This is a genomic window from Streptomyces griseobrunneus, assembly GCF_046713465.1.
Taxonomy (GTDB): Bacteria; Actinomycetota; Actinomycetes; order Streptomycetales; family Streptomycetaceae; genus Streptomyces; species Streptomyces microflavus.
In genome coordinates this window covers 4,978,977-4,991,647 of sequence record NZ_CP177080.1, presented here as the reverse complement: position 1 = coordinate 4,991,647, position 12,671 = coordinate 4,978,977, and the positions used below count along the sequence as shown (strand labels likewise).

Below are 12,671 nucleotides of genomic sequence, written 5' to 3'. Positions count from 1 at the left end.
ACAACAACACGGCAGTTCGTTATTTCAGAACCAACACAGTGGACGCGAGCAACTGAGGACAAGCCCTCGGCCTATTAGTACCAGTCAGCTCCACCCGTTACCGGGCTTCCACATCTGGCCTATCAACCCAGTCGTCTACTGGGAGCCTTAACCCCTCAAAGGGGGTGGGAATACTCATCTCGAAGCAGGCTTCCCGCTTAGATGCTTTCAGCGGTTATCCTTTCCGAACGTAGCCAACCAGCCATGCCCTTGGCAGGACAACTGGCACACCAGAGGTTCGTCCGTCCCGGTCCTCTCGTACTAGGGACAGCCCTTCTCAATATTCCTGCGCGCGCAGCGGATAGGGACCGAACTGTCTCACGACGTTCTAAACCCAGCTCGCGTACCGCTTTAATGGGCGAACAGCCCAACCCTTGGGACCGACTCCAGCCCCAGGATGCGACGAGCCGACATCGAGGTGCCAAACCATCCCGTCGATATGGACTCTTGGGGAAGATCAGCCTGTTATCCCCGGGGTACCTTTTATCCGTTGAGCGACAGCGCTTCCACAAGCCACTGCCGGATCACTAGTCCCGACTTTCGTCCCTGCTCGACCCGTCGGTCTCACAGTCAAGCTCCCTTGTGCACTTACACTCAACACCTGATTGCCAACCAGGCTGAGGGAACCTTTGGGCGCCTCCGTTACTCTTTAGGAGGCAACCGCCCCAGTTAAACTACCCATCAGACACTGTCCCTGATCCGGATCACGGACCCAGGTTAGACATCCAGCACGACCAGAGTGGTATTTCAACGACGACTCCACAACCACTGGCGTGGCCGCTTCAAAGTCTCCCACCTATCCTACACAAGCCGAACCGAACACCAATATCAAACTATAGTAAAGGTCCCGGGGTCTTTCCGTCCTGCTGCGCGAAACGAGCATCTTTACTCGTAGTGCAATTTCACCGGGCCTATGGTTGAGACAGTCGAGAAGTCGTTACGCCATTCGTGCAGGTCGGAACTTACCCGACAAGGAATTTCGCTACCTTAGGATGGTTATAGTTACCACCGCCGTTTACTGGCGCTTAAGTTCTCAGCTTCGCACACCCGAAAGTGCACTAACCGGTCCCCTTAACGTTCCAGCACCGGGCAGGCGTCAGTCCGTATACATCGCCTTACGGCTTCGCACGGACCTGTGTTTTTAGTAAACAGTCGCTTCTCGCTGGTCTCTGCGGCCACCCCCAGCTCATGGAGTAAATCCAATCACCAGTGATGGCCCCCCTTCTCCCGAAGTTACGGGGGCATTTTGCCGAGTTCCTTAACCATAGTTCACCCGAACGCCTCGGTATTCTCTACCTGACCACCTGAGTCGGTTTAGGGTACGGGCCGCCATGAAACTCGCTAGAGGCTTTTCTCGACAGCATAGGATCATCCACTTCACCACAATCGGCTCGGCATCAGGTCTCACCCTTAACGTGTGACGGATTTACCTACCACACGGGCTACACCCTTACCCCGGGACAACCACCGCCCGGGCTGGACTACCTTCCTGCGTCACCCCATCGCTTACCTACTACAAGTCTGGTTCATCGGCTCCACCACTACCCTCAACTCCGAAGAGATCGGGCCGGCTTCACGGACTTAGCATCGCCTGATTCAGTACTGGGCGTTTCAAAGCGGGTACCGGAATATCAACCGGTTGTCCATCGACTACGCCTGTCGGCCTCGCCTTAGGTCCCGACTTACCCTGGGCAGATCAGCTTGACCCAGGAACCCTTAGTCAATCGGCGCACACGTTTCTCACGTGTGTATCGCTACTCATGCCTGCATTCTCACTCGTGAACCGTCCACAACTCGCTTCCGCGGCTGCTTCACCCGGCACACGACGCTCCCCTACCCATCCATACGGGCGTTGGCCCTATGTGTATGAATGACACGACTTCGGCGGTACGCTTGAGCCCCGCTACATTGTCGGCGCGGAATCACTTGACCAGTGAGCTATTACGCACTCTTTCAAGGGTGGCTGCTTCTAAGCCAACCTCCTGGTTGTCTCTGCGACTCCACATCCTTTCCCACTTAGCGTACGCTTAGGGGCCTTAGTCGATGCTCTGGGCTGTTTCCCTCTCGACCATGGAGCTTATCCCCCACAGTCTCACTGCCGTGCTCTCACTTACCGGCATTCGGAGTTTGGCTAAGGTCAGTAACCCGGTAGGGCCCATCGCCTATCCAGTGCTCTACCTCCGGCAAGAAACACACGACGCTGCACCTAAATGCATTTCGGGGAGAACCAGCTATCACGGAGTTTGATTGGCCTTTCACCCCTAACCACAGGTCATCCCCCAGGTTTTCAACCCTGGTGGGTTCGGTCCTCCACGAAGTCTTACCTCCGCTTCAACCTGCCCATGGCTAGATCACTCCGCTTCGGGTCTAGAGCGTGCAACTCAATCGCCCTATTCGGACTCGCTTTCGCTACGGCTTCCCCACACGGGTTAACCTCGCTACACACCGCTAACTCGCAGGCTCATTCTTCAAAAGGCACGCAGTCACGACTGCATGTGCAAGCACATACAGCGACGCTCCCACGGCTTGTAGGCACACGGTTTCAGGTACTATTTCACTCCGCTCCCGCGGTACTTTTCACCATTCCCTCACGGTACTATCCGCTATCGGTCACCAGGGAATATTTAGGCTTAGCGGGTGGTCCCGCCAGATTCACACGGGATTTCTCGGGCCCCGTGCTACTTGGGTGTCTCTTAAACGAGCCGTTGATGTTTCAGCTACGGGGGTCTTACCCTCTACGCCGGACCTTTCGCATGTCCTTCGCCTACATCAACGGTTTCTGACTCGTCTCACAGTCGGCAGACTATGAAAAAGAGATCCCACAACCCCGCATGCGCAACCCCTGCCGGGTATCACACACATACGGTTTGGCCTCATCCAGTTTCGCTCGCCACTACTCCCGGAATCACGGTTGTTTTCTCTTCCTGAGGGTACTGAGATGTTTCACTTCCCCTCGTTCCCTCCACACTGCCTATGTGTTCAGCAGCGGGTGACAGCCCATGACGACTGCCGGGTTTCCCCATTCGGAAACCCCCGGATCAAAGCTTGGTTGACAGCTCCCCGGGGACTATCGTGGCCTCCCACGTCCTTCATCGGTTCCTGGTGCCAAGGCATCCACCGTGCGCCCTTAAAAACTTGGCCACAGATGCTCGCGTCCACTGTGCAGTTCTCAAACAACGACCAGCCACCCATCACCCCGTCCTAGGACGAGTTCACTGGGGCCGGCAACCGAAGGACAGACTCAAACGAGCCCGTACCCTCAGATACCCAACAACGTGCCCGGCCCGACCGATCCACCACCACATTCCACGCTCCGAGGAGCAGTACTAGCAGTGATCAACCTGTCGCGCCGAATAGTCAACGTTCCACCCATGAGCTGACCACCGTCGAACATTTGTCGACGTAGTGGCTCTCGATTCCTTGCGGAATCTAGATGCTCCTTAGAAAGGAGGTGATCCAGCCGCACCTTCCGGTACGGCTACCTTGTTACGACTTCGTCCCAATCGCCAGTCCCACCTTCGACAGCTCCCTCCCACAAGGGGTTGGGCCACCGGCTTCGGGTGTTACCGACTTTCGTGACGTGACGGGCGGTGTGTACAAGGCCCGGGAACGTATTCACCGCAGCAATGCTGATCTGCGATTACTAGCAACTCCGACTTCATGGGGTCGAGTTGCAGACCCCAATCCGAACTGAGACCGGCTTTTTGAGATTCGCTCCGCCTCGCGGCATCGCAGCTCATTGTACCGGCCATTGTAGCACGTGTGCAGCCCAAGACATAAGGGGCATGATGACTTGACGTCGTCCCCACCTTCCTCCGAGTTGACCCCGGCAGTCTCCTGTGAGTCCCCATCACCCCGAAGGGCATGCTGGCAACACAGAACAAGGGTTGCGCTCGTTGCGGGACTTAACCCAACATCTCACGACACGAGCTGACGACAGCCATGCACCACCTGTATACCGACCACAAGGGGGGCACCATCTCTGATGCTTTCCGGTATATGTCAAGCCTTGGTAAGGTTCTTCGCGTTGCGTCGAATTAAGCCACATGCTCCGCTGCTTGTGCGGGCCCCCGTCAATTCCTTTGAGTTTTAGCCTTGCGGCCGTACTCCCCAGGCGGGGAACTTAATGCGTTAGCTGCGGCACCGACGACGTGGAATGTCGCCAACACCTAGTTCCCAACGTTTACGGCGTGGACTACCAGGGTATCTAATCCTGTTCGCTCCCCACGCTTTCGCTCCTCAGCGTCAGTAATGGCCCAGAGATCCGCCTTCGCCACCGGTGTTCCTCCTGATATCTGCGCATTTCACCGCTACACCAGGAATTCCGATCTCCCCTACCACACTCTAGCTAGCCCGTATCGAATGCAGACCCGGGGTTAAGCCCCGGGCTTTCACATCCGACGTGACAAGCCGCCTACGAGCTCTTTACGCCCAATAATTCCGGACAACGCTTGCGCCCTACGTATTACCGCGGCTGCTGGCACGTAGTTAGCCGGCGCTTCTTCTGCAGGTACCGTCACTTTCGCTTCTTCCCTGCTGAAAGAGGTTTACAACCCGAAGGCCGTCATCCCTCACGCGGCGTCGCTGCATCAGGCTTTCGCCCATTGTGCAATATTCCCCACTGCTGCCTCCCGTAGGAGTCTGGGCCGTGTCTCAGTCCCAGTGTGGCCGGTCGCCCTCTCAGGCCGGCTACCCGTCGTCGCCTTGGTAGGCCATTACCCCACCAACAAGCTGATAGGCCGCGGGCTCATCCTTCACCGCCGGAGCTTTTAACCCCGTCCCATGCAGGACAGAGTGTTATCCGGTATTAGACCCCGTTTCCAGGGCTTGTCCCAGAGTGAAGGGCAGATTGCCCACGTGTTACTCACCCGTTCGCCACTAATCCACCCCGAAAGGCTTCATCGTTCGACTTGCATGTGTTAAGCACGCCGCCAGCGTTCGTCCTGAGCCAGGATCAAACTCTCCGTGAATGTTTACCCGTAATCGGGTGCACACATCACGAGAGCGGAACAACCGGTCGGAATAAGACCCGTTGTTCTCAGCGTCCTCGCTGTGTAATTGCCTGCCCGGTGTCACCGAAGTGATCCGTGCAGGACTTTTCAAAGGAACCACCAACCTGCCGAAGCAGGCCGGGGTATCAACATATCTGGCGTTGACTTTTGGCACGCTGTTGAGTTCTCAAGGAACGGACGCTTCCTTCGGTCCCGTTTCACCGGGGCCCTCCGGGCGCTTCCCTTCGTTCTTGCGTTTCCGACTCTATCAGACTCTTTCGTGTCCGATTCCCGGTCGAAGCGGGGTGCTTTCGAGGTTCCTCGCTTTCGCGTTTTCCCTTTCCGGCGGTTCCAACTTTACCAGACTCTTTTTCGTTCCGTTTCCGGTCCGAATTCGATTTCCAGTGACCTGTGGAGTGGCCTTGCCTTTCGGCGGATCCGACTTTATCAGAAGCGCGTCGACCGAATGAACGGTCTGCGTTTTCGAAATGAAGGGGATCATCTGGCTCTGCGGGATATACGAACTTCCCGGTACGAGCGAGGTAAATACTACGCGGTTTACCCGAACCTGTCTAGTTCGAGGCAACCGTTTAAATCTACCTCCCCACATCGACCGTGTCAACGGTTTTTTGTGGGCGAAGAGGAGACTAGCAGCTCAGCGGGGGCCGACGCACACCGGTGGTCAGGCGGCGGAGGGAAGCTCGGCGCTGCGTTCGACCGCTGTGAGGTCGCCGGTGTCGCCGGCTCGCACCGCGCGGCGGCCCAGGATGTAGACGTACGCGAGGAAGGCCAGCTCAGCGACGATGCCGATGGTGATCCGGGCCCAGGTCGGAAGACCCGAAGGGGTCACGAAGCCTTCGATGACGCCGGAGACGAACAGCACCAGGGCCAGGCCGATGGCCATGCCCAATGCGGCGCGGCCCTGCTGGGCGAGGGCGGTCCGGCGGGAGAGGGGGCCGGGGTCGATCACCGTCCAGCCGAGGCGGAGCCCCGTACCGGCGGCCACGAACACCGCAGTCAGTTCGAGCAGGCCGTGCGGAAGGACCAGGCCGAGGAAGACGTCCAGGCGGCCCGCGGAGGACATCAGGCCTATGCCGACACCGAGGTTGAGCATGTTGAGGAAGAGGATCCAGATCACCGGCAGGCAGAGGAACGCGCCCAGGACCAGGCACATCGCGGCCGCCTGCGCGTTGTTCGTCCATACCTGCGCGGCGAACGATGCGGCCGGGTGGCTGGAGTAGTAGGTCTCGTACTCCCCGCCGGGCCGGGTCATGGCCCGGAGGTCTTCCGGGGCGGCTATCGCCGCCTGGACCTCGGGGTGGGTGCCGATCCACCAGCCCAGGAGTACGGCCACCACCGTGGACAGCACTGCCGTCGGGACCCACCAGTGACGCGAGCGGTAGACCGCCGCGGGGAATCCCGCCGTGAAAAAGCGGGCGGCGTCCCGCCAGGAGGCCTTGCGGGTGCCCGTGACCGTTGCCCGGGCGCGTGCCACGAGCTGGGTGAGGCGAGCGGTGAGCAGCGGGTCGGGGGTGGTCGACTGGATCAGCGAGAGGTGGGTGGCCGTCCGCTGGTAGAGGACGACGAGTTCGTCAGCCTCCGCGCCCGTCAGGCTGCGCCCTCGGCGCAGGAGGTGGTCGAGGCGGTCCCACTCCGTGCGGTGGGCGGTGACGAAGACGTCGAGGTCCATGGGCGGCTGTTGCTCCAGGCATGGGTGCGTACGGGCCGTACTACTGCGGCGCGCTGCGGGTCAGCTTGGCAGACTGGGTCCGGCCGGGGCAGAGAAGGTCGGGGAAGAGTGGGGGCGCGATGAGCGAGTTGGTGACCGGGGACGCGGTTGTCCTGGGGCTGAGGCCGGCGAGGCTGCCGAGCCGGGCTCTGGCGGCGGCGATCGATCTGACGGTGGTCTTCTGCGTCTTCATGCTGGTCTCGGTCGTGGTGGCGATCGCCTCCGTCACGTTGGACGAAGCCGCCGTCGCGGCCATCACGGTCGCCTTGTTCCTGCTCGTGCTGATCGGCGGGCCGATCGCGGTGGAGACGCTGAGCCATGGCCGTTCCCTCGGGAAGCTGGCCTGCGGGCTACGCGTGGTGCGGGACGACGGCGGGCCGATCCGGTTCCGGCACGCGCTCGTGCGGGGGGCGATGGGTGCCGTGGAGATCCTGATGACGTTCGGGGCCGTGGCCTCCATCGCGTCGCTGGTGTCGGCACGCGGGCGCCGGCTCGGTGATGTCTTCGCGGGGACGCTGGTCATCCGGGAGCGGGTGGCGGCCAAGCGGTCGGTTGCCGTGCCGCCTCCCCCGCCGTGGCTGGTCGGCCGGTTCTCGCAACTGGATCTGTCCGCCGTGCCGGACGAACTCTGGCTCTCGATACGGCAGTACCTGACGCGGATGCACCAGCTGGATCCCGGTGTCGGCGGTTCGATCGCCGGGCGGCTGGCCGACGAGCTGGTGACGCGGACGGGGATCGCCCCGCCGCAGGGGGTCCCGGCGGCGGCGTTCCTGGCCGCGGTGGTTCATGAGCGGCAGTCACGCGATGCCCGGCGGGTGTTCGCCGGGGCGCGGACCGCGTCCTCCGCTCCGCCCGCTTCACCCGTGCCTGCCGTGTCCGCGGGGTTTCCCGTACTTGGTGGGCCCGGGGCCACCGGGTTCGCCGCGCCTGCCGGTGGTGTCGCGCCTGCCGGTCCTGTCGGTCCTGCCGGTGCTGTCGCGGGTGGAAGCGGTGCTGTCGGCGGGTCGCGTCCTGGTCACGGGCCGGGGCAGGAGGGGGCGGGAGCGTCCTCTGCCGGGTTCGCTCCGCCCGGTTAGCCGGAGTGCTCGGAGGTGCGGGGGGACGGCGGCGTCTCCAGGTGTTCCAGCTCGATGCCCGGTGCCGCGAGGACGACGTCCCCGGCGATGTGAACGGCGTGCTGATCCCCCGTGTCCAGGGCGCTGACCTGGTATGCGTCCACGATCAGGGGGCCGTTGTCAGTGGCGTGCGCTTCACTGTTCACCAGAGCCCAGGACTGGTCGTTGGTACGGGGCGCGAGGACCGGGTCCGTGAAGGTGACCACGCGGACGCGGGTCTCGGGGGAATCGGGGGTGAGGCGCAGAAGTCGGGTCAGGGCGACGAGGAACGCGGGGGATGTTCCGGAGAAGGCGTGGGCGCGGACGTTGCCTTCGGTGGCGTGAGTGCCGGTCGGGTCGGTGCGGACCCAGGTGACGCCTTCCAGGGCGGCTCCCCGTACCTGCCAGCTCGCGGAGTGGAGTTCGAGACGGATCGGCCGGCCCAGTTCGTCCAGGGCCAGGTCGACGGAGCCCAGGTGGTCGCCCGTGGGGGACGTGGTCTGGGAGACGTAGCGCCAGCCCGAGGGGCCGGGGGCGCAGTGGAAGTGTTCTTCGCCGAGGGGTGTGTGGTCGTGGAGATCGTGGAGCGAATACCTGCCGCGGGGCATGGGGTCCTTCGGGTTCCTCTGGCTGTGCGGGGGCGGTAACGGGACAGGCCCCCGACACGGGGGTGCGGGGGCCTGTCTCGTAGCTGCTGCTCGCTACCCGCTGCTGACGTGCGCTACCGGTGCTGGAGCTGGAGAGGTGGCGGCGTCAGTGGCGGGATCAGTAGCGGTAGTGGTCGGGCTTGTACGGGCCCTCTACCTCGACACCGATGTACGACGCCTGCTCGGGGCGGAGTGTCGTGAGCCTGACGCCGAGGGCGTCGAGGTGGAGACGGGCGACCTTCTCGTCCAGGTGCTTGGGCAGCACGTAGACGTCGGTCGGGTACTCCTCGGGCTTCGTGAACAGCTCGATCTGCGCGAGGGTCTGGTCGGCGAAGCTGTTGGACATCACGAACGAGGGGTGGCCGGTGGCGTTGCCCAGGTTCAGCAGGCGGCCCTCGGAGAGCACGATGAGGACCTTGCCGTCGGGGAACTTCCAGGTGTGGACCTGGGGCTTGACCTCGTCCTTGACGATCCCGTCGATGGCGGCCAGGCCGGCCATGTCGATCTCGTTGTCGAAGTGGCCGATGTTCCCGACGATCGCCTGGTGCTTCATCTTGGCCATGTCCGAGGCCATGATGATGTCCTTGTTGCCCGTCGTGGTGATGAAGATGTCGGCCTTCTCCACCACGTCGTCGAGGGTGGCGACCTGGTAGCCGTCCATCGCCGCCTGGAGGGCGCAGATCGGGTCGATCTCCGTGATGATCACTCGGGCGCCCTGGCCACGGAGGGACTCCGCGCAGCCCTTGCCCACGTCGCCGTAGCCGCAGACGACGGCGGTCTTGCCGCCGATCAGGACGTCGGTGGCGCGGTTGATGCCGTCGATCAGGGAGTGGCGGCAGCCGTACTTGTTGTCGAACTTCGACTTGGTGACCGCGTCGTTCACGTTGATCGCGGGGAACAGGAGGGTGCCGTCGCGGTGCATCTCGTAGAGACGGTGGACGCCGGTGGTGGTCTCCTCCGTCACGCCGCGGATCTCGGACGCCAGCTGGGTCCACTTCTGCGGGGACTCGCCGAGGGTGCGGTTCAGCAGGGTGAGGATGTAGGCGTACTCCTCGCTGTCCGCCGTCGACGGGTCCGGGGCCGCGCCGGCCTTCTCGAACTCGACGCCCTTGTGGACGAGGAGGGTGGCGTCGCCACCGTCGTCCAGGATCATGTTCGGACCACCGGTGGGGGTGTTCGGCCAGGTCAGCGCCTGCTCCGTGCACCACCAGTACTCCTCCAGCGTCTCGCCCTTCCAGGCGAAGACCGGGACGCCCGCGGGGGCCTCCGGGGTGCCGTTCGGGCCGACGGCGATGGCCGCGGCGGCGTGGTCCTGGGTGGAGAAGATGTTGCAGGAGGCCCAGCGGACCTCGGCACCGAGGGCCACGAGGGTCTCGATGAGCACGGCCGTCTGCACGGTCATGTGCAGCGAGCCGGTGACCCGCGCACCGGCCAGCGGCTGGGCGGCGGCGAACTCCTTGCGGATGGACATCAGGCCGGGCATCTCATGCTCGGCGAGGGTGATCTCCTTGCGGCCGAAGGCGGCGAGGGAGAGGTCGGCGACCTTGAAGTCCTGGCGATTGGCGACCGTCGTCATAACGGGCTGCTCCTCGTGATGGGTCGAGGTGGGCTGTCTGGGCTGACTCTGCGGCGACGGGCACACGAATGCCCGAGCGTTCGCAGTGCAGTCCGTCGGAGGCCCTCTGTCCCTCGCCCGGCTCGCGTCTGCGGGCCGGTCGACCGCCATCAGCAGCGACGTCTGTTCCGTATCCGAATCTACACCGAACGGCCCAGTGAGCCCCAGCCCGTTCGTTGAGCCGGGCGTGTGTGAGGGGTCACCGGGCCGATCAGGGCCGGTGTGCGATGGGTCAGTGGCCGAGATCCTTCGGGGCAGGGGCTGGAGTCGGGTCCGGGTCCGGGGCGTCGGACGGGTCGCCCGGGGCGGTGCCGGCCGCGGCGGCTTCCGCGTTGAAGATATCCGGCTCCAGGTAGATGACCCGGGCGATCGGGACGGCATCGCGGATCCGGTTCTCGGCGGCGTTGATCGCGTTGGCGATCTCGACCGCGGTCTCGTCGTGCCGGACCGCGATCTTGGCGGCGACCAGCAGTTCCTCGGGGCCGAGGTGGAGGGTGCGCATGTGGATGATGCCGGTGACGGTGTCACCGTCGACCACGGCCGCCTTGATCTTCTCGACCTCTTCGAGGCCGGCCGACTCCCCGAGCAGGAGGGACTTGGTCTCGACGGCGAGGATGATCGCGATGACGATCAGCAGGATGCCGATGCAGAGGGTCCCGATACCGTCCCAGACGCCGTTGCCCGTGGCCAGGGCGAGGCCGACGCCTCCGAGGGCGAGAACAAGGCCGACGAGGGCGCCGAGGTCCTCCAGGAGGACGACCGGGAGTTCGGGGGCCTTGGAGCGGCGGACGAACTCGGTCCAGGAGCGGTTTCCCCGCGTCTGGTTGGACTCACGGATCGCCGTACGGAAAGAGAAGATCTCGGCGATGATCGCGAAGACCAGGACCCCGACCGGCCAGTACCAGGCCGTGATCTCGTGCGGGTGCTTGATCTTCTCGTAGCCCTCGTAGACCGCGAACATGCCACCGACCGAGAAGAGGACGATGGAGACGAGGAACGCGTAGATGTAGCGCTCGCGCCCGTAGCCGAACGGGTGCTCCGGGGTGGCTTCTCGTTTGGCCTTCTTGCCGCCGAGCAGGAGAAGGCCCTGGTTGCCCGAGTCGGCGAGCGAGTGGACGCTCTCCGCGAGCATCGACGAGGAACCACTGAAGAGGAACGCTACGAATTTGGCCACGGCGATCGAGAGGTTGGCGACGAGTGCCGCCACGATCGCCTTGGTTCCGCCTGACGCGCTCATGTGTGCGTGGTGTCCCTTCCTCGGTGTGCGGCGTGTGCCGCCGCGGTACGGCGGCACATTGTTGCAGCCACGGAGAGGGACGGTGTGTCAGGCCGCCACAGTGGCACGGAAGAGTGTGCCCGATCCGGCGGCTTCCACCGCTTCCCCGGCCGGTACGTAGACGGACTGCCCCGGGGTCAGGCCGACTTCGCCGACCCGGACGGCTCCTGCGGTGCAGAGCAGGATCTGGGGGGTGGGGGCGGTCAGTTCGGTGGGCGCGGCGCCGGACGCGAGGGTGTAGCGGGACAGGGCGAATTCGTCGACGGGCGTCTCGTAACGCTCTTCGCCGGAGGGTGACGCCTCGGGGCGCAGCACGCCGGGGTCGGTGGCTTCGAAGCGGACGATGCGCAGGAGTTCGGGGACGTCGATGTGCTTGGGGGTGAGACCGCAGCGCAGCACGTTGTCCGAGTTGGCCATGATCTCGACGCCGAGGCCGTCGAGGTAGGCGTGCGGAACGCCGGCCCCGAGGAACAGGGCCTCTCCGGGCTGGAGTTGTACGTAGTTCAGCAGCATCGCCGCGAGGACGCCGGGGTCGCCGGGGTAGTTGTGGGCGATGCGGGCGTACGGGGTGTGGGCGCCGCCGAGGCGTTGCGCGGCGACCGCCGCCTCGGCAACGGTGTCGGCCATCTCCGCCGGGTCGGCGCTGAGGATCGCCGTGAGCACCTCGCGGAGGGCGGCCTCCTCGGGGTGGGCGCGCAGCAGGTCCACGTACGGCTTCAGGGAGTCGACGCCGAGGGCCTCCATCGCGTCCGCCGCCTCGGTGGGCCTGCGGAAACCGCAGAGGCCGTCGAAGGGGGTGAGGGCGCAGATCAGCTCGGGCTTGTGGTTCGCGTCCTTGTACGTGCGGTGGGGGGCGTCGATCGGGACACCGCGGGCCTCCTCGTCCTCGTACCCCTTGCGCGCCTGGTCCAGGTCGGGGTGGACCTGGAGGGAGAGGGGGGCTCCGGCGGCGAGCAGCTTGAGGAGGAAGGGGAGGCGGGGGCCGAATCGGGCGACGGTGGCGGCGCCGAGCTCGCCTTCCGGGTCTGCGTCGATGGCCTCGGTGAGCGCGAGCTCCGTCTCGCCCGCCGGGGTGGTGCGGCTGATGCGCGATGGCGCTCCGGGGTGGGCGCCCATCCACATCTCGGCCTGCGGTTCGCCGGTGGGCGCGATGCCGAGCAGGGCGGGAATGGCCGTGGTGGACCCCCAGGCGTAGGGGCGCACGGTGTTGGACAGGCGGTCCATGGAGTCGTCCTCGGGTGGGGCTGGTGGGGCGGGATGGGTGCGTGTGCCACCAGGGG

The 12,671-nt window shown here is 64.1% G+C and carries 6 protein-coding genes and 2 rRNA genes; 1 reads left to right on the top strand and 7 read right to left on the bottom strand.

All coding sequences use genetic code 11. The features are described from left to right. Positions 1-54: 54 nt before the first annotated feature. The 3 genes from ACK8N7_RS22770 to ACK8N7_RS22760 all read right to left on the bottom strand — a co-directional run bounded on the left by ACK8N7_RS22770 (position 55) and on the right by ACK8N7_RS22760 (position 6,720). Positions 55-3,180, bottom strand: a 23S ribosomal RNA gene (locus ACK8N7_RS22770). Positions 3,181-3,483: 303 nt separating this feature from the next. Then, positions 3,484-5,009, bottom strand: a 16S ribosomal RNA gene (locus ACK8N7_RS22765). Together the 16S and 23S rRNA genes form the textbook arrangement of a ribosomal RNA operon. Before the next feature lie 703 nt (positions 5,010-5,712). Continuing rightward, entirely contained in the window at positions 5,713-6,720 is a 1,008-nt protein-coding gene (locus tag ACK8N7_RS22760) for a stage II sporulation protein M (protein WP_403212278.1), read from the bottom strand. 119 nt (positions 6,721-6,839) lie between these two features. Between ACK8N7_RS22760 and ACK8N7_RS22755 the strand changes: the two genes are divergently transcribed. Continuing rightward, on the top strand, positions 6,840-7,835 hold the full coding sequence (locus ACK8N7_RS22755; protein ID WP_403212280.1) for an RDD family protein: 996 nt from the start codon (positions 6,840-6,842) through the stop codon (positions 7,833-7,835). On the opposite strand, the gene ACK8N7_RS22750 is transcribed toward ACK8N7_RS22755, so the two are convergent. The 4 genes from ACK8N7_RS22750 to manA all read right to left on the bottom strand — a co-directional run bounded on the left by ACK8N7_RS22750 (position 7,832) and on the right by manA (position 12,615). Beyond that, on the bottom strand, positions 7,832-8,461 hold the full coding sequence (locus ACK8N7_RS22750) for a hypothetical protein (RefSeq protein ID WP_403212282.1): 630 nt from the start codon (positions 8,459-8,461) through the stop codon (positions 7,832-7,834). The genes ACK8N7_RS22755 and ACK8N7_RS22750 overlap by 4 nt on opposite strands. A 157-nt stretch (positions 8,462-8,618) precedes the next feature. Next, a complete protein-coding gene (gene ahcY, locus ACK8N7_RS22745) occupies positions 8,619-10,076 on the bottom strand; it encodes an adenosylhomocysteinase (RefSeq protein ID WP_403212284.1) in 1,458 nt (485 codons plus the stop codon). 271 nt (positions 10,077-10,347) lie between these two features. Next, positions 10,348-11,352, bottom strand: coding sequence for a cation diffusion facilitator family transporter (locus ACK8N7_RS22740; RefSeq protein ID WP_403212286.1), 1,005 nt, complete (start codon positions 11,350-11,352; stop codon positions 10,348-10,350). An 87-nt stretch (positions 11,353-11,439) separates the two neighbouring features. Further along, positions 11,440-12,615 (bottom strand): mannose-6-phosphate isomerase, class I, encoded by a 1,176-nt coding sequence (gene manA, locus ACK8N7_RS22735; RefSeq protein WP_500443939.1) that lies wholly within the window; start codon positions 12,613-12,615, stop codon positions 11,440-11,442. Positions 12,616-12,671 lie beyond the last annotated feature (56 nt).

What these genes read in the sequence shown, in the direction of transcription:
- ACK8N7_RS22755 (WP_403212280.1), top strand. Translation starts at nt 6,840, where the DNA reads ATGAGCGAGTTGGTGACCGGGGACGCGGTTGTCCTGGGGCTGAGGCCG.
- ACK8N7_RS22740 (WP_403212286.1), bottom strand. Translation starts at nt 11,352, where the DNA reads ATGAGCGCGTCAGGCGGAACCAAGGCGATCGTGGCGGCACTCGTCGCC.
- ahcY (WP_403212284.1), bottom strand. Translation starts at nt 10,076, where the DNA reads ATGACGACGGTCGCCAATCGCCAGGACTTCAAGGTCGCCGACCTCTCC.
- ACK8N7_RS22750 (WP_403212282.1), bottom strand. Translation starts at nt 8,461, where the DNA reads ATGCCCCGCGGCAGGTATTCGCTCCACGATCTCCACGACCACACACCC.
- manA (WP_500443939.1), bottom strand. Translation starts at nt 12,615, where the DNA reads ATGGACCGCCTGTCCAACACCGTGCGCCCCTACGCCTGGGGGTCCACC.
- ACK8N7_RS22760 (WP_403212278.1), bottom strand. Translation starts at nt 6,720, where the DNA reads ATGGACCTCGACGTCTTCGTCACCGCCCACCGCACGGAGTGGGACCGC.